Source organism: Mycobacterium sp. IDUB_3 (genome assembly GCF_055419585.1).
Window position 1 is genome coordinate 1,014,987 of record NZ_JBVAXZ010000001.1, and the last position, 22,250, is coordinate 1,037,236.

The window sequence follows — 22,250 nt, forward strand, 5'->3', positions numbered from 1 at the left end:
AGGCGGACGAGTTGACCTGTAAGCCGGATTCTGTTCCCCGCCGCCGCGCATAAGCAACGGCGGCGCGGCGGCGACCATCCATCTGGACACACCGTCACCGGGTGCCTCGAGCGGCCTACCCGCAGGCTCGGGCGAGCAACCCTCGAACGCCTGCGCGGCCGCACCTTGCGGTGCGGCCTTCTTGGCCTTGCTTCGGGTGGGGTTTGCCTAGCCACCCCGGTCACCCGGGGTGCTGGTGCGCTCTTACCGCACCGTTTCACCCTTACCACCGCGAGGGTGGCGGTCTGTTTTCTGTGGCACTTTCCCGCGAGTCACCTCGGATTGCCGTTAGCAATCACCCTGCTCTGTGAAGTCCGGACTTTCCTCGAACCGCTTGCGACGGTCCGCGGCCGCCCGGCCAACTCGTCCGCGACAAACCACGGTACTACCTGCGGCATGTTGGGGCCAGCAACCATGGCTCGGGCGGCTCTATCGTGGACCTGATGGACCGATGGAAAAAGCGTGTCGACACCGGCGATTGGGACGCCATCGCCACCGCGGTCGGCGAGTACGGCGGCGCGCTGCTGCCGCGGCTGGTCACGCCCGGCGAAGCGGCCCGGCTGCGTAAGCTCTACGCCGACGACCACCTGTTCCGGTCGACCATCGACATGGCGCCCAAACGCTATGGCGCCGGGCAATACCGCTATTTTCACGCGCCCTACCCCGAACCGATCGAGGAGCTCAAGCAGGCGCTCTATCCCCGGCTGCTGCCGATAGCGCGCGACTGGTGGGGCAAGCTCGGCCGGGACGCGCCCTGGCCGGACCGCCTCGACGATTGGCTGGCGGCCTGTCACGCTGCCGGTCAGGGCAGGTCGACTGCCCTGATGCTGAAATACGGTGCGGGCGACTGGAATGCGTTGCACCGGGATCTGTACGGCGACTTGGTCTTCCCGCTGCAGGTGGTCATCAACCTGAGCAGCCCCGACACCGACTACACCGGCGGCGAATTCCTGCTCGTCGAACAACGGCTGCGGGCCCAATCCCGGGGCATGGCAACGCAACTGCCGCAGGGACACGGCTATGCCTTCACCACCCGGGAGCGGCCGGTGCGTTCGGCCCTGGGATGGTCCGCGGCGCCGGTGCGCCACGGCGTCTCGGTCGTTCGGTCCGGCGAGCGCTACGCGATGGGGCTGATCTTTCACGACGCGGCGTAGGGGGCTATCCCGTTCGCCGCAAGACCATGATGTTGTCGGACATGGTTCCGACTTCCCCGTTCGGGCCCACCATTTCGCGGTCGACGGTCTCGGTCCGCAGCCGCGTCCACCGCGGCGCCGTGAGGTCCAGCGACCCGAGAACCTCCTCGATACCGGCGAAGTGGTGATCGTGATGCTCCGCCCACGGCGGGGGCGCCCCGTGGTCGACGATCAACAGCACCCCACCACGATCCACCCGCTCGGCCGCCCGCTGCAGCACCCCATCGCGTTCCAGTCGCGCCGGGGAGTGCAGATACTGCGCGGACACCAGGTCGAAGGCCCCGTCGGGGAAGCTCTCGTTGAGATCGTGTCGCTGAAAGTCGATGTATGCGAGCATGTTCCGCTCCGAGGCGGCCTCGGTAGCGCGCCGCAGCGCGGTGGCCGAGATGTCGACGGCCACCACTCGCCACCCGCGCTCGGCCAGCCAGAGCGCGTCGGCACCCTCGCCGCAGCCCAGGTCGAGCGACCGACCCGGCGGCAGGCCGGCGGCCACCTCGGCCAGGCGGGGATTGACCCGTCCGCTCCACGCTCGCTCCACCGAGCGGTAGCGCTCCTCCCAGAACCGCTGGGCGTCATCGGGTTTGCATGATTTGTCCACACCGAGAGCTTGCCTACCGGTACAGCTTTTGCCAAGCTGAATTGCCATGCAGGCAAAAACCACTCCGGACATCGACCTCGTGGTGCGCCGGCGACTGCGCGAACTGCGGGTGCAGCGCGGCTTGACGCTGCAGGAGGTCGGCGAGCGCGCCGGCATCGACGTCTCGACGCTCAGCCGCCTCGAGTCCGGCAAACGCCGCCTGGCATTGGATCACCTGCCCCGGCTGGCCGGGGCCCTGGCGGTCAGCACCGACGAGCTGTTGCAGACGCCGCCCACCCCCGACCCGCGGGTGCGCGGCACGGCGCACACCCACCACGGCGTCACCTATTGGCCGCTGACCCGCCAGGGCCCCGCCGGCGGCCTGCACGCCTTCAAGGTCCGGGTCAGCGCGCGTCGCCGCACCCCGCCCACCGACCTTCCCGTGCACGAGGGCCAGGACTGGATGTATGTGCTTTCCGGCCGGATGCGGCTCATCCTGGGCGAGCGCGACTTCACCATCGACCCCGGCCAAGCCGTCGAGTTCTCGACGTGGACGCCGCACTGGTTCGGCGTGGTCGACGGGCCGGTGGAGGCCATCATGATCTTCGGAGCGCACGGCGAGCGGCTTCACCTGCATAGTTGACCGGTGCCGTGGCTGCGCGGCCCGCTCATCTTCGACCTTCGCGTTCGCCCGGGCGCGGCGTTACCGTGGCGTTGTGGACCAGGCTTGGGAATACACCGTGGCGGCGCCGCGCACCGCGCCCGGGGTTATCTCCATGGTCGGATACCGGGCCCTCAACGTTCCCGACGGCGTGCACCGTGGCATGCCGTCCCCGATGTTGACGTTCATCGTCAGCCTCGATGACGGGGTGGAAGCCGGCGACACCGCCGACGCGCTCGCCGTTGCCCGCCCCAACCCGTTGCTGCTCGGTGGCCTGCACCTGCGGGCTAGTCACGTGCGGCAGCGGCGCGGCCAGGCCGGAGTGCAGCTGGCGGTTCATCCGCTTGCAGCACGGGCACTGTTCGGCGTGCCGAGCGCCGAGCTTCCCGTCGCCGAATACGACGCGACGGCCGTGTTGGATCGTGGTGCCCTCGAACTGCATCATCGGGTGAGCGAAGCGTGCCGGTGGCCGGACGTGTTCGCGCTGGTGGCCGGCCACCTCATCGATGCACCACGGCGCCGGGACGGCGCGACTGTGCGCGCCGAGGTCACGTATGCCTGGTACCTGTTAGAGCGCAGCCAGGGCCGGGTACCCGTTGCCGGGCTGGCGGACACGGTCGGGGTGACCACGCGACACCTGACGACCCTGTTCCGTCAGGAGGTCGGTCACTCGCCGAAAACGGTGGCGATGCTCATGCGGTTCCAGCACGCGACGGCGCGGATCGCTGAGTCGGCACGCCGGTACGGACGTGTCGATCTCGCCCAGGTGGCGGCCGGCACCGGGTATTGCGACCAGGCGCACATGACCCGTGAATTCGTCCGGTTCGCCGGTGTGCCGCCACGACAGTGGCTGGCCGAGGAGTTCCGAAACATTCAAGACGGCGGGCACTCATTCACAGCACAGTGGGAGCATGACCGCTTCGAATCCGACCGTCTGGTTGACATTGCAGGCCCATAACGCACCCAAGCTGATCGACTACTACATCGACACATTCGGCTTCGTCCTCGCAGCGCGCTACGGCCACGGTGAAACGGTCGATCATGCACAACTGAACTGGCCGCAGGGATGTGGGGGCATCATGCTCGGCAGCCACAAGCCCGACGCACAATGGTGCCGCGAACCCGGCACCGCCGGCGGCTACATCGTCACCGCCGATCCCGGCGTGGTCTACCAGCGCGTCCTGCGACACAAGGCCGACATTGTGCGTCCTCTCGCCGAAACCGATTACGGTGCACGCGAATTCACCGTGCGCGACCCAGAAGGCAACCTATGGTCCTTTGGTGACTACTCCGGTGAACCACCGCCGGCATGACCCTGTGGTGGGCCGCCGGCCGAGCTTGTCCGGCGAGCTCGAAACGCAGACCGTCACGGCCGAACGGAACTGCCCGGAAAGCGCCATCACGTTGGCTCGTTGAACACCGGACCGGCGACATACCGCGGCCATCGATTCGCGCTAGAACACGCCGTCCGGGGGTAACCCCGGGGTATGGCCATGAACGTCGCTCACAAGCTGATCAGCTCGCACCTGGACTCCGGGGAGATGTCCCCGGGAGAAGAGATCGCGATCCGCATCGATCAGACCCTGACCCAGGATGCGACCGGCACGCTGGTGATGCAGGAACTCGAGGCGCTCGAGCTCGATCGCGCCCGCACCGAGGTGAGCGTGCAGTACGTCGACCACAACCTGCTGCAGGGCGACGAGAAGAACGCCGAGGATCACGAGTACCTGCGCACCGCGGCGCAACGCTTCGGCCTGTGGTTCTCCAAACCGGGAAACGGCGTCTCGCACCCAACCCACATGCAGCGCTTCGGCATCCCCGGCAAGACGATGGTGGGCTCCGACTCGCACACTCCGGCAGCCGGATCGCTGGGCATGCTCGCGATCGGCGTCGGTGGTCTCGAGGTTGCGCTGGCGATAACGGGGCGGCCACTGCACATCCGGATGCCCGAGGTATGGGGCGTGCGGCTCGACGGTGAGCTGCCCCAGTGGTGTTCGGCCAAAGACGTGATCCTGGAGATGCTGCGGCGCCACGACGTCAAGGGTGGGGTGAACCGGATCATCGAGTATCACGGTCCCGGCGTGGCGACGCTGACGGCGATGGACCGCCACGTGATCGCCAACATGGGAGCCGAACTCGGCGCCACGACGACGGTGTTTCCCAGCGACGAAGCCGTGCGCGAATTCCTGCGTGCCGAGGACCGCGAGGACGACTGGATGGAGTTGCTGGCCGACGAAGACGCGGCCTACGACGTCGAGGACACCATCGACCTGTCGCAGATCGAGCCGCTGATCGCCAAACCGTCATCACCGGGCAACGTGGTACCGGTTCGCGAGGTGAGCGGCGAGGAGATCGCCCAGGCGGTGATCGGTTCCAGCGCAAACCCCGGGCTGCGCGATTTCGCGATCGCGGCCGCGATGGTGGCGGGGCGCCAGACCGCCCCGCAGGTCAGCTTCGACATCAACCCGACGTCGCGCGAGATCCTGGCCGACCTGACCAAGATGGGCGCGACGCTCGATCTGGTGGTGGCCGGCGCGCGCATCCACCAGGCGGGCTGCATGGGGTGCATCGGCATGGGCCAGGCCCCCGCGGTCGGCCGCAACTCGCTGCGCACGATGCCGCGCAACTTCCCCGGCCGGTCCGGCACCAAGGAGGACGCGGTGTGGCTGTGCTCGCCCGAGACTGCCGCGGCATCCGCGCTGACGGGAGTGATCACCGATCCGCGGGACTGGGCCAGCCAGGAGCAGATGAACTATCCGAAACTCGACCTGCCCGAGCGCAACTCGGTCAACATCGCAATGCTGGTGCCTCCGCCGGACGCCGAGGAGGCACAACGTGTCGAACCCGTGAAGGGGCCCAACATCTCCAGCCTGCCCGAGTTGTCGCCGCTGCCAGACGAAATCGAGGCGCCGGTGCTGCTCAAGGTCGGCGACAACATCTCCACCGACGACATCTCACCGGCCGGCGTGCAGGCCCTTCCGCTTCGGTCCAACATCCCCAAGCTCGCGATGTTCAGCTTCACCCGGGTCGACGACTCCTACCCCCAGCGGGCTCAAAAGGCCGGCGACGGTGGGCACATCATTGTCGCCGGGGACAACTACGGCCAAGGCTCCTCGCGCGAGCACGCCGCGATCGCGCCGCGCTACCTCGGGTTGCGTGTGGTTATCGCCAAGTCCTTCGCACGCATCCATTGGCAAAACCTGGCCAACTACGGAATTCTGGCGCTCGAGTTCGAGGATCCCGATGACTACGATTCGATCGACCAAGACGACACCCTCCGCATCCAAAATCTGCACGCGATCGACAAAGAGGATGTCCTGCAGGTCGAGAATGCCGGCAAGGAATCGTCATTCGCGGCACGGCATCGACTCTCGCCACGACAAGTCAAAGATGTCTTGGCCGGCGGCCTGATCCCACGACTCAACCAGGAGCAGGAGTGACGTTTACAGATAGGCCGTCTGGTTGACCAACCGCACCGAAGACGCTCCGTCGGAATAGAACTCGGCGATGCTCAACGACGCCAGGTCGAGGTGCAGGCGGTACAGGATGCCGGGCCCGGCGTCCAGTGCTTCGCGCAGCAGCATCTTGATGGGTGTCACATGCGACACCAACAGCACCGTGGTGCCCTGGTGGGCGGCGACGATCCGGTCACGAACCTTCGATACCCGCTCGGCCACCGCGTCGAAGCTCTCCCCGCCCGGCGGGGCGGTGCTGGTGTCGCGCAGCCAGCTGCCGTGCAGTTCGGGATCACGCTCGGCGGCCTCGGCGAACGTCAGCCCCTCCCAAGCCCCGAAGTCGGTCTCGATCAGGTCGTCGTCGACGGTCACGTCCAGGCCGAGCGCCTTGGCGGCGGCCGCCGCGGTGTCGTAAGCCCGTTGCAGCGGTGAGGCGAAGACCGCCGAGATCCCGCCGCGCTGAGCCAGATAGCGCGCCGCCGCGTCGGCCTGCCGCCGCCCCACCTCGGTGAGCGCCGGGTTGCCGCGGCCCGAATAGCGGCGATGCACCGACAACTCGGTCTGGCCGTGGCGCAGCAGCAGCAGCCGGGTCGGGGTGCCGCGTGCGCCGGTCCAGCCCGGCGCCGACGGGGACGGGGCAGGGGCAGCGGCGGTCGCAGGTTCGGGTTTTTGCACCGGGGCGGATTGTTGCGCCGGTTCAGGCTTTTCGGTCGCGCCGTTGGCCTCGGCCGCGGCGTCCATCGCCTCGTTGGCCAACCGATCGGCGTGCGTGTTGCGCTCCCGCGGAATCCATGAGTAGCTGATCCGCTCGAACCGTCGCGCCCGGTTTCGGGCCTCGGCGTGCAGTTCGATCAGGTCGGGGTGCTTGACCTTCCACCGCCCGGACATCTGCTCCACCAGCAGCTTGGAATCCAGGTAGACTGCCGCCTCGGTCGCGCCCAGGTTCAGGGCGTCGTCCAACCCGGCTATCAGGCCCCGATATTCGGCAACATTGTTGGTTGCCCGGCCGATTGCCTGTTTGGCCTCCGCCAGCACGGTGGCGCGGTCCTCTGTCCACACCACCGCACCGTATCCGGCCGGCCCGGGGTTGCCGCGTGATCCGCCGTCGGCCTCGATGACGACTTTCACTGATCGAACCCCTTGACCCGCAACAGAATCGCTCCGCATTCCGGGCAGCGCACCACATCGTCTTCGGCGGCCGCCGAGATGCGGGACAACTCGCCGCGGTCGATCTCGAGCCGGCAGGCCCCACACCGACGGCCCAGCAGCTGCGCGGCACCCGCGCCTCCCCCCGCGCGCTGACGTTCGTAGAGCGCGGAGAGTGCCGGATCCAATGCGGCGCTCAACGATTCACGCCGTGAGGACTGCAGCTCGCGGGCCGCATTGATCTCGGCGACCGCGGCGTCGAGCGCCTCACACGCGGCCGCCATCTCGGCCTCCAGCGACGTGAGGGTCTGCTGCTCGCCGTCCAGCTGGGATTGCAGCTCCTCGCGATGCTCCATCACCTCGAGCAGCGAGTCCTCCAGGCTGGTCTGACGACGCTGCAGGGTCTCCAGCTCATGCTGAAGATCCGACAGTTGCTTGGCGTCGGTCGCCCCCGACTGCAGCAGCGAGCGGTCGCGGTCCTCGCGCTGGCGCACCGCCTCGATCTCCGCCTCGAGCCGCGCCACATGGGCGTCGATGTCCTCCACCGCGATGCGCACCGTGGCCAGCCGGTCACCGGCGGCCTCGAATTCCACCCGCAGCCGCTCGCAGGCCTCTTGCTCGGGCAGGTGCGTGGACCGGTGCGTGATGCGGGACAGCTCGGCGTCCAATTTCGACAACTCGAGCAGCGAACGCTGCTGTGCCACATCGGCCTTCATGACTCGTCACCCCCGGACTCGTTGCCAACCTGCTCGACATTCCAAGGGTCGGTCCGAATCGAGCTCACCCGCACCGGGAGCTCAGCCCCGAAACGCGACCGCAGCACGCCGGCGGCCTGCTCACACCAAGGGAATTCACTTGCCCAATGTGCCACATCGATCAGAGCCACCTCGGAGGCGCGGCGATGTTCGTCGGCCGGGTGGTGGCGCAGGTCGGCCGTGACGTAGGCCTGCACACCGGCACCGGCCGCGGCGGCCAGCAGCGAATCCCCGGCGCCGCCGCATACGGCGACCCGCGTCACCGGCATGTCAGGGTCGCCCGCCGCCCGCACTCCCCAGGACGTCCGCGGCAAGGCCGCGTTGACGCGGGAGACGAAGCTGCGCAACGGTTCCGGGCGTGCCAGCGTCGCGACGCGGCCCAATCCGGCGTCGCCGGGCGGGGGCACCATCGCGAAGATGTCGAAGGCGGGCTCTTCGTAGGGATGGGCGGCGCGCATCGCCGCCAGCACCTCGGCCCGGGAGCGCGCGGGCGCGACGACCTCGAACCGGTCTTCGGCCACCCGTTCGACATTCCCGACGCTGCCCACCGCGGGCGAGGCGCCTTCGTGCGGCAGGAACTGCCCGATGCCGCTGACGGTCCAGCTGCAGTGCGAATAGTCCCCGATATGACCGGCCCCGGCTGCAAACACCGCCGCCTGCACCGCTTCCGCGTGCTCGCCGGGCACGTAGACGACCCACTTGTCGATGTCGGGTGTGCCCGATGCCGGTTCGAGCACGGCGTCGACGGTGAGGCCCAGCGCCTCGGCCAGCGCATCGGACACGCCCGGGCGGGCCGCGTCGGCATTGGTGTGCGCGGTGAACAGCGCACGCCCGGTCCGGATCAACCGGTGCACCAACGCACCCTTGGGGGTGCTGGCCGCCACGGTGTCCACCCCGCGCAACAGCAGCGGATGATGGGCCAGCAGCAAGCTCGCCCGGGGAACCTCGTCGATAACCGCCGCCGTCGCGTCGACCGCCACGGTCACCGACTCGAGCTCGTCGTCGGGGTCACCGCACACCAGGCCCACCGAATCCCAGGCTTCGGCGAGCCGCGGCGGGTAGGCCTCGTCGAGCACCGCGATGACGTCGGCCAGCTTCACGCTCACCGCTGTCCCCCGATACTGTCCGGCGTGATCGCCTCCGCAATCGCCCGCACCAACTGCGGCCACTCGCGGCGCACCGCGGCCCGCAGATACCGCTGGTCCAGGCCGACGAAAGTATCACAGCGCCGAATGGCAATTCCCCTGTCGTGCAGAGTCTTTCGTATATGGACCGCATCGGGCATGCGGAACAGCACGAACGGTGCCCGGCCGTCGACCACCTCGGCGCCCACCGATGCCAAGCCGGTCACCATCTCGGCGCGCAGCCGGGCCAATCGCTCCGCGCCGGCCGCCGCGTCGGCGACGGCCTGGCGGCCGCAGCAATCCGCGATGGCCGTCAGTTGCAGCGTCCCCACCGGCCAGTGCGGCCGCCGCGCGGTCAGCCGCGCCAGCACCTCCGGGCAACCCAGCGCGTAGCCCACCCGCAGCCCGGCCAGCGCCCACGTCTTGGTCAGGCTGCGCAGCACCAGCACGTCGGGCAGCGCGTCGCCGGCCAGCGAGTGTGGCTCACCGGGAATCGAGTCGGCGAACGCCTCGTCCACCACGAGGATGCGTCCGGACCGACGCAACGCCAGCAGTTGTTCGCGGGTGTGCAGCACCGAGGTGGGGTTGTTCGGGTTACCCACCACGACGAGGTCGGCGTCGTCGGGGACGGCCGCCCCGGCCAGGCCGAACGGCGGGTCCAGCACGACGTGGTGCACCGACACCCCGGCCGCGGTCAGCGCGACGGCCGGCTCGGTGAACGCCGGCGCGATGATCGCCGCCCGCCGCGGACGCAGGTTGCCCAGCAGGGCGAACGCCTCGGCCACCCCGGCCAGCGGCAGCACCTCGTCGCGGGTCCGGCCGTGTCGCTCGGCGGCGGCATCCTGCGCCCGGCGGACGTCGTCGGCGCTGGGATAGCGCGCCAGGTCGGGCAGCCGCTCGGCCAGCCGTCGCAGCAGCCACTCCGGCGGTTGGCCGTGCCGGACGTTGACGGCGAAATCCAGCATCCCGGGCGCGACGGCCTGATCACCGTGGTAGCGCGCCGCAGGCGGGCTCAGGTTCAGACTCGCCATCCGTGAAACACTAGTGCGCCCCGCGGGCCGCGCGGAGCGACACCGTCACACCCGGCCGCAACCATCGAGGACAATGGTGAGGTGACAGGCACAACGTCAGCCGATCGCCAGGCCCCGGACGCGACCGCCCCGGGTGCGGCGCAGCTGGTGATCTTCGATCTCGATGGCACGCTGACCGACTCCGCGGAGGGCATCGTCGCCAGCTTCCTGCACGCGCTCGAGCACATCGGCGCCCCGGTGCCGCCCGGCGACCTCGTCGCGCAGATCGTCGGGCCGCCGATGGACGACACCTTCCGGGCCATGGAACTCGGCGACGAAGCCGAGGAGGCCATCACGGCCTTTCGCGCCGAGTACGGCGCCCGGGGCTGGGCGATGAACGCGCTCTTCGACGGCATCGAGGCGCTGCTGACCGACCTGCGCGCCGCCGGTGTCCGGCTGGCGGTCGCCACCTCCAAGCTCGAGCCGACCGCGCGGCGCATCCTTGCCCACTTCGGGCTCGACCAGCACTTCGAGGTCATCGCAGGCGCGAGCCCCGACGGTTCGCGCAAGGCCAAGGTCGAGGTGCTGGCGCACGCCCTGTCGCAGCTGGAACCGCTGCCCGACCGGGTGCTGATGGTCGGTGACCGCAGCCACGACGTGCACGGCGCGGCGGCCCACGGCATCGACACCGTGGTGGTCGGCTGGGGCTATGGCAAGGCCGACTTTCCCGACCGCGCCGCCAGCGGCAACGCGGCGGCGTCCGGCGTGACGCACGCCGCGACCATCGACGAATTACGGAGGGCGCTGGGTGTCTAGCCGCGAGCCGCTACACGTCACGTTCGTGTGCACCGGCAACATCTGCCGTTCGGTGATGGCCGAGAAGATGTTCGCCGACCAGCTGCGCCGGCGCGGTCTGGCCGACGCGGTTCGGGTGAGCAGTGCCGGTACCGGCAACTGGCATGTCGGTGAGGGCGCCGACGAGCGGGCCGCCGGCGTGCTGCGCGCCCACGGCTACGCATGCGAGCACCGCGCCACCCAGGTCGACGCCGAGCATCTCGGCGCCGACCTGGTCGTGGCGCTGGACCGCAACCACGCCAGAATGCTGCGGCACCTGGGCGCCGATGAGGACCGCGTCCGGATGCTGCGGTCCTTCGATCCGCGCACCGGCGCGCACACCCCGGACGTCGACGACCCCTACTACGGCGACGCAAAAGACTTCGAGCGCGTGTACACCGTCATCGAGGCCGCGCTGCCGGGCCTGCACGACTGGGTCGACGACCGGCTCGCGCAGAACGGGTCCACGTGATGCGCCGCCTGCCCTTTCTGTTGCGCCCGGGCTGGATCGTGTTGGCCCTGGTGGTCGTCGCCTTCGCCTATCTGTGCTTCACGGTGCTCGCGCCCTGGCAACTCGGCAAGCACAGCAGGACCTCGCAGGAGAACCGCCAGATCGAATCCTCGCTGAACACCGCGCCCGTCCCGCTGAAAACGCTGCTGCCGCAGCAGAATTCAGCAGCTCCCGGCGAGCAGTGGCGCCAGGTCACCGCCACCGGGCACTACCTGCCCGACGTGCAGGTGCTGGCCCGGTTGCGGGTGATCGATTCGAAGCCGGCGTTCGAGGTGCTGGCGCCGTTCGCCGTCGACGGCGGGCCGACCGTCCTGGTCGACCGCGGCTACGTGCGGCCCCTGGAGGGGTCCCATGTCCCGCCCATCCCCCGCCCGCCGACGCAGGCGGTGACCATCACGGCGCGGCTGCGAAACTCCGAGACCGCCGCGGTCAACAAGGATCCCTTTGTGGGAGACGGTGTGCAGCAGGTGTATTCGATCGACACCGAACAGGTCGCGGTGCTGACCAAGGTCCCGCTGGCCGGGTCCTACCTGCAACTGATCGACGGTCAGCCCGGCGGCCTCGGCGTGGTCGGCGTTCCGCAGCTGGATGCCGGCCCGTTCCTGTCCTACGGCATCCAGTGGATCGCGTTCGGCATCCTCGCACCCATCGGGTTGGGCTACTTCGCCTACTCGGAGATCCGCGCCCGCCGCCAGGAGAAGCAACAGCGGCCGGCGCCCGAGGCGGCGCCCACGCCCGAGGTGCCGGAGGTGCCGCAGTCCGTGGAAGCCAAACTGGCCGACCGCTACGGCCGGCGGCGGTAGCCGGACAGGTAAATCGCCAGCCCCGCCGACACCGCGGCGCCCGCTTGCACCACCGACGACAGGGCCACCGCGCGCCGCAGATCGGTCACCGCCGGCGCCCGCCCGTCGCCAAGGGTGGGCCGGATCTGCAGCCCATGGCGGTATTGCGTGGGCCCGCCCAGGCGCACGCCCAGCGCCCCGGCGAAGGCCGCCTCGACCACGCCGGCGTTGGGGCTGGGATGACGGGCGGCATCGCGGCGCCAGGCCCGCGCCGCACCAGACGGTGATCCGCCCACCAGCGGCGCCAGCAGCACCGTCAGCACCGCGGTCACCCGAGCGGCGGCGTAGTTGACGATGTCATCCAATCTCGCTGCGGCCCAACCGAATCGGAGATAACGCGGCGAGCGATAACCCACCATCGAGTCCAGCGTGTTGATGCCGCGATACACCAAAACCCCGGTCGCGCCACCGGCCGCCGCGCAAAGCAGCGGCGCCACCTGCGCGTCCGAGGTGTTCTCGGCGATCGATTCCAGCGAAGCGCGGGCCAGCCCGGCACCGTCCAGCGATGCCGGATCACGTCCACACAGCGACGGCAGCAAGTCGCGCGCCGCCTCAAGGTCGCCGCGGTCCAGCAGCTCCGACATGTCCAGGCCGGTGCGCGCCAACGACGTTCCGCCCAGCGCGACCCAGGTGGCCGCGCCGGTCGCCGCGATCGACCACGCCCGGCCGCGCCGCGTGGCGGCCCGTTGCACCGCCAGGCCCGACAGGACCAGCGCCCCGATCAGCGCGCCGACGTGGACCGCGCCGGCGACCCGGCTGTCGCGGTAGGTCACGTTCTCCAGCGCGGCCGCGGCCCGGCCGAACAGCGCGACCGGGTGACCCCGTCGCGGGTCGCCCAGGGCGCGGTCGGCCAGATAGCCGATCGCCACGCCCGCGATCCGGGTCTGCCGCGCAACCACCTCGGCAGCGTCTCATACTGGAATCCATGAGGCCCACGAGGCAAGGTCCGCGGTGAAGCGGCCCGTGACCCGGGTCGCCGACCTGTTGAACCCGGCGGCGACGTTGTTGCCCGCCGCGAACGTCATCATGCAGTTGTCGCTGCCGGGCGTCGGATACGGCGTGCTGGAAAGCCCGGTGGACAGTGGCAATGTCTACAGGCATCCGTTCAAGCGCGCCCGCACCACCGGCACCTATCTGGCGGCCGCGACTATCGGGACCGAATACGACCGGGCGTTGATCTGCGCGGCCGTCGACGTCGCCCACCGGCAGGTCCGGTCGACGGCGTCGAGCCCGGTGTCCTACAACGCTTTTGATCCCAAGCTGCAGCTGTGGGTGGCCGCATGCCTCTACCGGTACTTCGTCGACCAGCACGAGTTCCTGCACGGCCCGCTGGATGACGCGACCGCCGACGCGGTCTATACCGACGCCAGCCGGCTGGGCACGACACTGCAAGTGCCCGAGTGGATGTGGCCGCCGGACCGGGCCGCGTTCGACGAGTACTGGAAACGCTCCCTCAACGAGCTGCGCATCGACCCTGCGGTGCGCGAACACCTGCACGGCGTGGCGGGGTTGGCTTTCCTGCCGTGGCCATTGCGGGTGCTGGCGGGGCCGTTCAATCTGTTCGCGACGACGGGGTTTCTGGCTCCCGAGTTCCGGGAGTTGATGCGGCTGGACTGGTCGCCGAGCCAGCAGCGCCGCTTCGACCGGCTGCTGACGGCACTGCGGCTGGCGGACCGGCTGATCCCGCACCGGGCCTGGATCTTCGGTTACCGGCTCTACCTGTGGGACATGCGATCCCGTGCGCGCCAGGGCCGGCGGATCGTCTAGATGGCACAGGATCGTCTCGCGGGCAAGGTCGCCATCATCACGGGCGCGGGCTCCGGTATCGGGTGGGCAGCGGCCCGCCGATTCGCCGACGAGGGAGCTCGCGTCGTCTGCGCCGACGTCAGCGGGCAGGAGCGCGAGATCGCCGCCCGCCTCGGCGATGTCGCTGTGCCGGTGCACGTCGACGTCACCGACGCCGCCGATGTCCAACGCATGGTCGCCACCGCCGTCGACCGCTTCGGCCGGGTGGATGTGCTGCTGAACAACGCGGGATTCGGTGGGCCGCACGCGGCCCTGGCCGACACCGACGAAGAAATGTTCGACAAGATCCTGGCCATCAATCTCAAAGGCGTGTTTCTCGGCATGAAATATGCGATCCCCGCGATGCTCGAGTCGGGGGGCGGCGCCATCGTCAACACCGCATCGGCGTCCGGGCTGGTCGGCTGGAAAGGCTTGTCCTGCTACGCCGCAGCCAAGGCCGCAGTGGTGCAGATGACGAAATCCGCCGCGCTGGATTACGCCAAGACGAACGTGCGCATCAACGCGATCTGCCCGGGCATGACTTACACGGGACTGGCCGGGGCCAAACCCGACGACGACGTGCCGCCGGGTGGTTACCTGCCGACGCCGATGGCGCGGTGGGGCGAGCCGGCCGAATTGGCCGCCGCCGCATTGTTTCTCGCCAGCGACGAGGCATCGTTCGTCACCGGCGCCGCGCTGGCCGTGGACGGTGGCTACTCGGCCGGCGGCCCTATGGTCGGCAAACCGCGCAGAGCGGACTAGCGTGGCAAGGCATGACCTTTCCAGCGCTCAACCACGTCGCGGTCACGGTGCGCAACCTCGAAGTCAGCGGGCCGTGGTACCGCAATCTGCTCGGCGCGGACCCGATCCTCGACGAGCACACTGACGGGGGCTTTCACCACCAGGTGTGGGTGCTCGACGGCAGCACCATATTCGGCATTCATCAGCACGACCGCCCGGCCCCCGACGAAAAGTTCAGCGAACACCGCGTCGGCCTGGACCACGTCGGCTTCGGCTGCGCCAACCGCGGCGAGCTGGAGAAGTGGGTCACCCGGCTGGGCGAACTGGGCATCGAGCACGGCGGCATCGTGGATGCGCCCTACGGCTCGGGATTGAGTTTCCGCGACCCCGACGGCGTCGCCTTGGAGTTCTTCGCCCCGCCCGGCTGATCGCTCAGCGCACGGTCGAGAAGAACGCGCGCAGGTCCTCGACGAACAGCTCCGGTTGTTCGAATGCCGCGAAATGCCCGCCGCGCGGCATATCCGTCCAGTGCGTGATGTTGTAGACCGGCTCGCACCAGCTGCGCGGTGCCTTGAGCAGCTCGCCGGGGAAAGCCGCGACGCCCGTGGGCAATTCGACGCGGTCCGCGCCGCCCCACACCGCAAAGCTCTCCCAGTACAGGCGGGCCGAGGACGCGGCGGTGTTGGTGACCCAGTAGACCATCACGTTGTCGAGTAGCTCGTCGCGGCTGACCGCGTTCTCGGGATGCCCGTCGCAATCGGCCCAGTCCCAGAACTTTTCGACGATCCAGGCCAGCTGCCCCACAGGCGAATCGGCCAGGCCGTAGCCCAGTGTCTGCGGCCGGGTGGACTGTTGCTTGGAATAGCCGGTGCCCCACTTGCGGTGGTTGGCCAACCCGGCCAGCGCTCGTTGCTCCTCCTCGGTCGGGTTCGTCAGCGAGTCCTTGGTGGGCCGGCCGACCGGCATGTTCAGGTGGATCGCCACGCAGTGGCCGACATTGCGGCCGATCTGTGTCGTGACCGCGGCGCCCCAGTCGCCGCCCTGGGCGCCGTAGCGGTCGTAGCCCAGGCGCAGCATGAGCGCTTCCCACGCCTCGGCGATCTTTTCCACTCCCCAGCCGGTATGGGCGGGCTTGGCCGAGAAGCCGTAGCCGGGCAGCGACGGACACACGACGTGGAAGGCGTCTTCGGCGCGGCCGGACGCAGGGTTGGTCAATGGCTCGATCACCTTGTGGAACTCCACGATTGAGCCCGGCCAGCCGTGTGTGATCACCAGCGGGAAGGCGTCGGCGTGCGGGGATCGCTGGTGGATGAAATGGATGTCCAGCCCGTCGATTTCGGTGGTGAACTGATCGAAGCGGTTGAGCGCGGCCTCCCGCGATCGCCAGTCGTAGCTGTTGGCCCAGTAGTCGGCCAGCTCGCGGGTGTAGGCCAGCGGCACGCCCTGGCTCCAGTCGTTAACGCACTCGGCCTCGGGCCAACGCGTGCGCGCCAGCCGCGATCGCAGATCGTCGAGAACGTCGTCGGGAACGTCGATGCGGAACGGTTTCACGGCTTCATAGTGCTCCCGGACGCGTGACCGGCGGCACGCACCCCGACGCGCCGGCCCCTAGGCCTTCGCCGAGGCGGCGCCCGAACCCTCAAAGTGCGCGCAGGCCATGCAGGGTTCTGCTTATCAGTTCACGTCGTTGGTCGGTCGTCATCGAGTCACCGAGGGGGGCGTGCACCCGCAAATAACCTTGTGTCACGAGTTCGCCGACCAGGAACCGCGTCGCGCCGAGCGGCAAGGACAGACGAGCCGCGATCTCTGCGACCGAGGGGCTCTGCACGCAGCACGTCAGGATCTGGCCCCGCACATCATTTTTCGGCCAGCGCGGCGGCTTCGATGTGGTGTCGAGCGCTTCGACCGGAGCCTCGAGCGGCAGTTCGACACCGGAGTCGGTACGGCCTCCCGTCAGCGTGTATGGCCGGACCAGGCTCGCCTCGCTCGCGGTTTCCCGTTCTGTGCCCACGTCCTGCGACTGCTGATGCGCGCCGGAATGTTTTCCCCCAGCATGCGGCGAACTACGCAGCCCCTTGCGGTGCTGCAAGAACCACAAGGTCTGGTCGGCGTGCACGGATGCCCGCAGCTCGCTGCCGACGACCTTGAGTACGGTGCGATCGGTGTCGATGACGAATGTGGTCCGTCTGACCGGCAGCAGCCTGGCCAGCAGGCCGCGGCGCCGAGTGTGCCGGCCTCGCCGGTCCGCCTCACGCGCCACGACGGATCCGCGAAGCTTGGCGAGCCTGCCCCGGCGCACGCCGAACAGCTCGGACACCACGCCATCCGCGTCGGAAAGCAGCGGATAGTCGAACGAGCGCTGTTGGGCGAAGTGGGCCTGTTTGTCGACGGTGTCGGTGCTGATGCCGACCCGCTGGGCGCCCACCGCGACGAATTCGTTGCTCAAGTCCCGAAAATGACAAGCCTGGGCTGTACAGATCGGTGAGGACGCCAGTGGGAAGAAAAACAGCACAACCGGCCCGTCGGCAAGGAGCGCCGACAACACCCGTGGCCGACCGGTGTGATCGTAAAGAGTGAAGTCAGGCGCCTTCTCGCCCGCGATCATCGGCAAAGATTAACTCCGGGAAGCCCGGCGCGACCACACTCGAATAATTCGGTCAAGGCCGGACAACCTACGAACGCCCTCGACACCGCCCTGGAGGGCAAACGGGGGTTGCCCGCCAAACCCGGTTAAATCGAGCTGCGATGCTGACCCGCATAAACGTTGGTGGGCGCGGACGGTATCGAACCGCCGACCGCTGGTGTGTAAAACCAGAGCTCTACCACTGAGCTACGCGCCCGTGCCCCGGGCAGGCTACCCGTCCGAAGGCCAAGTTCCCAAAATTTTCGGCCCTCCTCAGGCCCGCAACGCCGCCAGCGCGTCGGTCCAGAGCCGCTGGTCGCGGGACTCGCCAGGCTGTTTCATCTCGGCGAAGCGGATGATCCCGGACCGATCTATGACGAACGTCCCGCGGTTGGAGTAGCCGGCGTCCTCGTTGAACACGCCGTAGCTCTGGCTGACCGCGCCGTGTGGCCAGAAGTCCGACAACACCGGAAAGGTGAAACCGCTGTCCAGCGACCAGACCCGGTGCGTTGGCGGCGGGCCCACCGAGATGGCCAGCGCCGCGCTGTCGTCGTTCTCGAACTCGGGCAGGTGGTCACGCAACAGATCCAGCTCGCCCTGGCAGATCCCAGTGAAGGCCAGCGGAAAGAACACCAGCAGGACGTTCTTGGCGTCCCGATAGGAACTCAGCGTGACGGGCTGCTGGTTCTGGTCGCGCAAAGTGAAATCCGGGGCGGTTGTGCCGACGGGCAGCATCAACGCTTCCCGGCACGGGATTTGGGCTGCACCAGCCGGCTGGCGCTCCAGTCCCCCAGGTTGACCGACGAGGTCGGCATCAAACCGGCGGTGGGGGCGGCCTCGGCGATTTCGGCCGGCAGAACGTGACCCGGCTTGCCGGTCTTGGGCGTCAGCACCCAGATCACGCCGTCTTCGGCCAGCGGGCCGATCGCGTCCATCAGGGTGTCCACCAGGTCGCCGTCGCTATCGCGCCACCACAGCAGCACAACGTCGACCACCTCGTCGGTGTCTTCGTCGAGCAACTCACTGCCGCAGGCTTCCTCGACCGCGGCGCGGATCTCGTCATCGGTGTCTTCGTCCCAGCCCCACTCTTGGACAACTTGGTCCCGTTGGATGCCCAATTTGCGGGCGTAGCTCGGGGCGTCATCCGCCGCGACCACCGTGGAGCCTCCTTAACGTCCGCGCGCTATGCGATTGGGGATTATCGTCGCACAGCCAGAACCTGGTCCATACTTCCGCATCATCACGTCGCCAGGCACAGTTTCACCGCGTTCTTTTTTGTGTCGTTGAGTTGATCGACCCGCTTGTTGAATTCCCCGGTCCCGGCGTGGGTACCGATGGCGTTGGCCACCGCGCGGGCCGCGTCGATGTAGGCGTTGAAGGCGTCCTTGATCTGCTGCGACATCGCATCGCTGAAGCTGTTGCCCACCGTGGTCGCGCTGTCGTTGAGGGCGTCGATGGCCGGCCCTTCGGTCGGGCCGGTGCCGCCGCCGGAGTTGAACGCCTTGACGAATTCGTTGGTCTTGTCGATCGCGTTCTTGCTGGTGGTGATCAGCGTGGCGCAGGCGGTGCGCACCGCCTTGGTGGTCAGCGACTGCTGCCGCTGAGACTCGCGGACGCTCGAGGTCACCGACGACGCGGATACCGACGCCGACACCGACTGCCGGTAGGCCGGCGCCACTTTGGTGTCCGGCGTTGCGGTGCCGTTGGTGACCGAGGTGCACCCGACGATGCCCATCAGCGTCACGGCGACGCACCCGAGGGCCAGGGCCCCGCGCCGGGGCAAAGCCTTCACCTGCATCTGAGGGACAGCACCCGACCGGATGAGCACAAGCCTGACGTTACCGGGTGGGTTGCGCACCTGCCCCATACACGCCGAGTTGGTGTTCGCCAGGTGGAGCTGGGCCGGCTACCCGACGTCGGCTCTCCACCCGAAACGCCGGTGCGGCACGATGGTGGACAGGGTGCGACCCACCCGTTACGGCACACATTCCGCCACACAACAGGAGTAGTGCGTTGACAACTGAGTTCGTGCGCCACGATCTGGCCACAAACCCCACCGGCGCAACCGAACCCGACCGCGTTCGGGTGATCCGCGAGGGGGTGGCCTCCTACCTACCCGACATCGATCCGGAAGAGACGTCGGAGTGGCTGGAGTCCTTCGACGAATTGCTGGAGCGCTCCGGCCCGTCGCGGGCGCGCTATCTGATGCTGCGATTGCTGGAGCGGGCCGGCGAGCAGCGAGTCGCCATCCCGTCGCTGACGTCCACCGACTACGTCAACACCATTCCGACCGAACTCGAGCCGTGGTTCCCCGGCGACGAGGACGTCGAACGGCGCTACCGAGCGTGGATCCGGTGGAACGCCGCCATCATGGTGCACCGCGCCCAGCGCCCGGGAGTCGGTGTGGGCGGCCATATTTCGACCTACGCCTCGTCGGCGGCGCTGTACGAGGTCGGCTTCAACCACTTCTTCCGCGGCAAGTCGCACCCCGGCGGCGGGGACCAGATATTCATCCAGGGCCACGCGTCGCCTGGCATCTATGCGCGCGCATTCCTGGAGGGTCGGCTCACCGCCGACCGGATGGACGGCTTCCGACAGGAGCACAGCCACGCCGGCGGCGGACTGCCCTCCTACCCGCACCCGCGGCTGATGCCCGACTTTTGGGAATTCCCGACGGTGTCGATGGGGCTGGGCCCGATGAACGCCATCTACCAGGCCCGGTTCAACCACTACCTGCATGACCGCGGCATCAAGGACACCTCCGACCAGCACGTGTGGTGCTTTTTGGGCGACGGCGAGATGGACGAGCCGGAAAGCCGCGGACTGCTGCACGTCGGTGCACTCGAGGGCCTGGACAACCTGACCTTCGTGATCAACTGCAACCTGCAGCGCCTCGACGGCCCGGTGCGCGGCAACGGCAAGATCATCCAGGAGCTGGAGTCGTTCTTCCGCGGCGCCGGCTGGAACGTCATCAAGGTGGTCTGGGGCCGCGAATGGGACGCCCTGCTGCACGCCGACCGCGACGGCGCGCTGGTGAACCTGATGAACACCACCCCGGACGGCGACTACCAGACATACAAGGCCAACGACGGCGCGTACGTGCGTGACCACTTCTTCGGCCGCGATCCGCGCACCAAGGCCCTCGTGGAGAACATGAGCGATTCCGAGATCTGGAACCTCAAGCGCGGCGGCCACGACTACCGCAAGGTCTATGCGGCCTACCGCGCCGCCGTCGACCACAAGGGTCAGCCCACGGTGATCCTGGCCAAGACCATCAAGGGCTACTCGCTGGGTGCGCATTTCCAGGGCCGCAACGCCACGCACCAGATGAAAAAGCTTGCGCTGCAAGATCTTAAGGACTTCCGCGATGCGATCCGGATTCCGATCAGCGATGCCCAGCTGGAAGAGGATCCCTACCTGCCGCCCTACTACCACCCCGGCTCCGACGCCGAGGAGATCCGCTACATGGTCGATCGCCGGCGCACCCTCGGCGGCTTCCTGCCCGAGCGGCGGACCAAGGCGAAGGCGCTGCGGCTGCCCGGCCGCGACATCTATGCCGCGCTGAAGAAGGGGTCGGGGACCCAGGAGGTCGCCACCACCATGGCGACGGTGCGCACCTTCAAGGAAGTGTTGCGGGACAAGGAGATCGGACCGCGCATCGTGCCGATCATTCCCGACGAGGCGCGCACCTTCGGCATGGACTCGTGGTTCCCGTCGCTGAAGATCTACAACCGCAACGGTCAGCTGTATACCGCCGTGGACGCCGAGTTGATGCTGGCCTACAAGGAAAGCGAAGGCGGCCACATCCTGCACGAGGGCATCAATGAGGCCGGGTCGGTCGGTTCGTTCATCGCGGCGGGCACCTCATATGCGACGCACAACGAGCCGATGATCCCGATCTACATCTTCTATTCGATGTTCGGCTTCCAGCGCACCGGTGACGGCCTGTGGGCCGCCGCCGACCAGATGACGCGCGGCTTTCTGCTCGGCGCCACCGCCGGCCGCACCACGCTGACCGGCGAGGGCCTGCAGCACGCCGACGGCCACTCGCTGCTGCTGGCCAGCACCAACCCGGCGGTGGTCGCCTACGACCCCGCATTCGCCTTCGAGATCGCCTACATCGTCGAGAGCGGGCTGGCGCGGATGTTCGGGGAGAACCCCGAGGACGTCTACTTCTACATCACCATCTACAACGAGCCGTACGTGCAGCCGCCCGAGCCGGAGAACTTCGACCCCGAGGGCGTGCTGCGGGGCCTGTATCGCTATCACGTCGCCACCGAACAACGGGCCAACAAGGCTCAGATCCTGGCGTCGGGGGTGGCCATGCCGTCGGCGCTGAAGGCCGCGCAGATGCTGGCCGCGGAGTGGGACGTCGCCGCCGACGTGTGGTCGGTGACCAGCTGGGGCGAGTTGAACCGCGACGGCGTGGCCGTCGACCGGGCGCGCCTGCGCCACCCGGACCGGCCGGCCGGCGTCCCGTACGTCGCCCAGGCCCTGTCGAACGCCACCGGGCCCGTGGTCGCCGTGTCCGACTGGATGCGTGCGGTGCCCGAGCAGATCCGGCCGTGGGTGCCGGGCACCTACGTCACCCTGGGCACCGACGGGTTCGGCTTCTCCGACACCCGGCCCGCGGCGCGGCGGTACTTCAACACCGACGCCGAGTCGCAGGTTGTCGCGGTGCTGGAGGCGCTGGCCCGCGACGGTGAGATCGACCCGTCGGTGCCGATCGCTGCCGCCCGCCAGTACAAGATCGACGACGTGCTGGCGGCCCCGGAGCAGACGTCGGACCCCGGCGTGGCCTGACCCGTAGGCCTTACCCCGGCTCGGCGCAAGACCTACCCGCCCCGCTGAGCGTGAAGTTAGTTTCACGCTGGGCGCCGAGTGTGAAACTAACTTCACGCTCGCGGCCCGAAACACGCCGCGGTGGGCACCCAAGTTGCCCGCGACCCGCTAC

General features: G+C 68.5%; 23 protein-coding genes, 1 tRNA gene and 1 other RNA gene. 12 read left to right on the plus strand and 13 right to left on the minus strand.

Annotation, left to right across the window (positions count from 1 at the left end; all coding sequences use genetic code 11):
- Positions 1 to 3: 3 nt before the first annotated feature.
- Positions 4 to 405, minus strand: an RNA gene (gene rnpB, locus ACZYVJ_RS04365) — RNase P RNA component class A.
- A 77-nt stretch (positions 406 to 482) separates the two neighbouring features.
- On the opposite strand from rnpB, the gene ACZYVJ_RS04370 reads away from it, so the two are divergent.
- The gene (locus ACZYVJ_RS04370) at positions 483 to 1,193 is read left to right on the plus strand and encodes a 2OG-Fe(II) oxygenase (RefSeq protein WP_463829901.1); all 711 of its coding nucleotides are present in this window, start codon (positions 483 to 485) and stop codon (positions 1,191 to 1,193) included.
- Positions 1,194 to 1,197: 4 nt separating this feature from the next.
- On the opposite strand, the gene ACZYVJ_RS04375 is transcribed toward ACZYVJ_RS04370, so the two are convergent.
- On the minus strand, positions 1,198 to 1,830 hold the full coding sequence (locus tag ACZYVJ_RS04375; RefSeq protein WP_463829902.1) for a class I SAM-dependent methyltransferase: 633 nt from the start codon (positions 1,828 to 1,830) through the stop codon (positions 1,198 to 1,200).
- Positions 1,831 to 1,876: 46 nt separating this feature from the next.
- Here ACZYVJ_RS04375 and ACZYVJ_RS04380 point away from each other — a divergent pair, with 46 nt between their 5' ends.
- From ACZYVJ_RS04380 to ACZYVJ_RS04395, 4 genes are all read left to right on the plus strand, one after another.
- Positions 1,877 to 2,452, plus strand: a complete 576-nt coding sequence (locus ACZYVJ_RS04380) for a helix-turn-helix domain-containing protein (RefSeq protein WP_463829903.1) — start codon at positions 1,877 to 1,879, stop codon at positions 2,450 to 2,452.
- 133 nt (positions 2,453 to 2,585) lie between these two features.
- Positions 2,586 to 3,428, plus strand: a complete 843-nt coding sequence (locus ACZYVJ_RS04385) for an AraC family transcriptional regulator (RefSeq protein ID WP_463832835.1) — start codon at positions 2,586 to 2,588, stop codon at positions 3,426 to 3,428.
- Positions 3,382 to 3,783: a VOC family protein gene (locus tag ACZYVJ_RS04390; RefSeq protein ID WP_463829904.1), complete on the plus strand. Its 402-nt coding sequence runs from the start codon at positions 3,382 to 3,384 to the stop codon at positions 3,781 to 3,783. The genes ACZYVJ_RS04385 and ACZYVJ_RS04390 overlap by 47 nt, the downstream gene beginning before the upstream one ends.
- A 174-nt stretch (positions 3,784 to 3,957) precedes the next feature.
- Positions 3,958 to 5,910 carry an aconitate hydratase gene (locus ACZYVJ_RS04395; RefSeq protein ID WP_463829905.1) on the plus strand — a complete coding sequence of 651 codons (1,953 nt, stop codon included), beginning with the start codon at positions 3,958 to 3,960 and terminating at the stop codon, positions 5,908 to 5,910.
- A gap of 3 nt (positions 5,911 to 5,913) precedes the next feature.
- Here the strand turns inward: ACZYVJ_RS04395 and ACZYVJ_RS04400 are convergent, their stop codons facing one another.
- Genes ACZYVJ_RS04400 through cobC form a run of 4 tightly spaced genes read right to left on the minus strand, consistent with a single transcriptional unit; the run spans position 5,914 to position 9,981 of the window.
- The gene (locus ACZYVJ_RS04400; RefSeq protein WP_463829906.1) at positions 5,914 to 7,053 is read right to left on the minus strand and encodes a bifunctional RNase H/acid phosphatase; all 1,140 of its coding nucleotides are present in this window, start codon (positions 7,051 to 7,053) and stop codon (positions 5,914 to 5,916) included.
- Positions 7,050 to 7,787: a zinc ribbon domain-containing protein gene (locus ACZYVJ_RS04405; protein ID WP_463829907.1), complete on the minus strand. Its 738-nt coding sequence runs from the start codon at positions 7,785 to 7,787 to the stop codon at positions 7,050 to 7,052. The genes ACZYVJ_RS04400 and ACZYVJ_RS04405 overlap by 4 nt, the downstream gene beginning before the upstream one ends.
- Positions 7,784 to 8,932 carry a Nif3-like dinuclear metal center hexameric protein gene (locus tag ACZYVJ_RS04410; protein WP_463829908.1) on the minus strand — a complete coding sequence of 383 codons (1,149 nt, stop codon included), beginning with the start codon at positions 8,930 to 8,932 and terminating at the stop codon, positions 7,784 to 7,786. Before ACZYVJ_RS04410 ends, ACZYVJ_RS04405 begins: the two co-directional genes overlap by 4 nt.
- Positions 8,929 to 9,981, minus strand: a complete 1,053-nt coding sequence (gene cobC, locus ACZYVJ_RS04415; protein ID WP_463829910.1) for an Rv2231c family pyridoxal phosphate-dependent protein CobC — start codon at positions 9,979 to 9,981, stop codon at positions 8,929 to 8,931. The genes ACZYVJ_RS04410 and cobC overlap by 4 nt, the downstream gene beginning before the upstream one ends.
- A gap of 81 nt (positions 9,982 to 10,062) precedes the next feature.
- On the opposite strand from cobC, the gene ACZYVJ_RS04420 reads away from it, so the two are divergent.
- The 3 genes from ACZYVJ_RS04420 to ACZYVJ_RS04430 are packed head-to-tail and all read left to right on the plus strand — an operon-like array spanning position 10,063 to position 12,108.
- The gene (locus ACZYVJ_RS04420) at positions 10,063 to 10,776 is read left to right on the plus strand and encodes an HAD-IA family hydrolase (RefSeq protein WP_463829911.1); all 714 of its coding nucleotides are present in this window, start codon (positions 10,063 to 10,065) and stop codon (positions 10,774 to 10,776) included.
- Positions 10,769 to 11,266 (plus strand): low molecular weight protein-tyrosine-phosphatase, encoded by a 498-nt coding sequence (locus ACZYVJ_RS04425; protein WP_463829912.1) that lies wholly within the window; start codon positions 10,769 to 10,771, stop codon positions 11,264 to 11,266. The genes ACZYVJ_RS04420 and ACZYVJ_RS04425 overlap by 8 nt, the downstream gene beginning before the upstream one ends.
- Positions 11,266 to 12,108, plus strand: a complete 843-nt coding sequence (locus tag ACZYVJ_RS04430; RefSeq protein ID WP_463829913.1) for an SURF1 family cytochrome oxidase biogenesis protein — start codon at positions 11,266 to 11,268, stop codon at positions 12,106 to 12,108. The genes ACZYVJ_RS04425 and ACZYVJ_RS04430 overlap by 1 nt, the downstream gene beginning before the upstream one ends.
- Here the strand turns inward: ACZYVJ_RS04430 and ACZYVJ_RS04435 are convergent.
- On the minus strand, positions 12,090 to 13,046 hold the full coding sequence (locus ACZYVJ_RS04435; protein WP_463829914.1) for a cobalamin biosynthesis protein: 957 nt from the start codon (positions 13,044 to 13,046) through the stop codon (positions 12,090 to 12,092). The genes ACZYVJ_RS04430 and ACZYVJ_RS04435 overlap by 19 nt on opposite strands.
- Positions 13,047 to 13,098: 52 nt before the next feature.
- Here ACZYVJ_RS04435 and ACZYVJ_RS04440 point away from each other — a divergent pair, with 52 nt between their 5' ends.
- The 3 genes from ACZYVJ_RS04440 to ACZYVJ_RS04450 are packed head-to-tail and all read left to right on the plus strand — an operon-like array spanning position 13,099 to position 15,101.
- A complete protein-coding gene (locus ACZYVJ_RS04440; protein ID WP_463829915.1) occupies positions 13,099 to 13,914 on the plus strand; it encodes an oxygenase MpaB family protein in 816 nt (271 codons plus the stop codon).
- The gene (locus ACZYVJ_RS04445) at positions 13,915 to 14,694 is read left to right on the plus strand and encodes an SDR family NAD(P)-dependent oxidoreductase (RefSeq protein ID WP_463829917.1); all 780 of its coding nucleotides are present in this window, start codon (positions 13,915 to 13,917) and stop codon (positions 14,692 to 14,694) included.
- Between the two features lie 11 nt (positions 14,695 to 14,705).
- Positions 14,706 to 15,101 (plus strand): VOC family protein, encoded by a 396-nt coding sequence (locus tag ACZYVJ_RS04450; RefSeq protein WP_463829919.1) that lies wholly within the window; start codon positions 14,706 to 14,708, stop codon positions 15,099 to 15,101.
- Positions 15,102 to 15,105: 4 nt separating this feature from the next.
- On the opposite strand, the gene ACZYVJ_RS04455 is transcribed toward ACZYVJ_RS04450, so the two are convergent.
- The 6 genes from ACZYVJ_RS04455 to ACZYVJ_RS04480 all read right to left on the minus strand — a co-directional run bounded on the left by ACZYVJ_RS04455 (position 15,106) and on the right by ACZYVJ_RS04480 (position 19,124).
- A complete protein-coding gene (locus ACZYVJ_RS04455) occupies positions 15,106 to 16,224 on the minus strand; it encodes an epoxide hydrolase family protein (RefSeq protein WP_463829920.1) in 1,119 nt (372 codons plus the stop codon).
- A gap of 88 nt (positions 16,225 to 16,312) precedes the next feature.
- Entirely contained in the window at positions 16,313 to 17,278 is a 966-nt protein-coding gene (locus ACZYVJ_RS04460; protein ID WP_463829922.1) for a redoxin domain-containing protein, read from the minus strand.
- Positions 17,279 to 17,438: 160 nt separating this feature from the next.
- Positions 17,439 to 17,513 (minus strand) — tRNA-Val (locus ACZYVJ_RS04465).
- A 56-nt stretch (positions 17,514 to 17,569) separates the two neighbouring features.
- Positions 17,570 to 18,031 (minus strand): peroxiredoxin, encoded by a 462-nt coding sequence (locus ACZYVJ_RS04470; RefSeq protein ID WP_463829923.1) that lies wholly within the window; start codon positions 18,029 to 18,031, stop codon positions 17,570 to 17,572.
- A complete protein-coding gene (locus ACZYVJ_RS04475; RefSeq protein ID WP_463829924.1) occupies positions 18,031 to 18,453 on the minus strand; it encodes a DUF3052 domain-containing protein in 423 nt (140 codons plus the stop codon). Before ACZYVJ_RS04475 ends, ACZYVJ_RS04470 begins: the two co-directional genes overlap by 1 nt.
- 83 nt (positions 18,454 to 18,536) lie before the next feature.
- Positions 18,537 to 19,124, minus strand: a complete 588-nt coding sequence (locus ACZYVJ_RS04480; protein WP_463829925.1) for a hypothetical protein — start codon at positions 19,122 to 19,124, stop codon at positions 18,537 to 18,539.
- Positions 19,125 to 19,309: 185 nt separating this feature from the next.
- Here ACZYVJ_RS04480 and aceE point away from each other — a divergent pair, with 185 nt between their 5' ends.
- Positions 19,310 to 22,099, plus strand: a complete 2,790-nt coding sequence (aceE, locus tag ACZYVJ_RS04485) for a pyruvate dehydrogenase (acetyl-transferring), homodimeric type (RefSeq protein ID WP_463829926.1) — start codon at positions 19,310 to 19,312, stop codon at positions 22,097 to 22,099.
- Positions 22,100 to 22,250 lie beyond the last annotated feature (151 nt).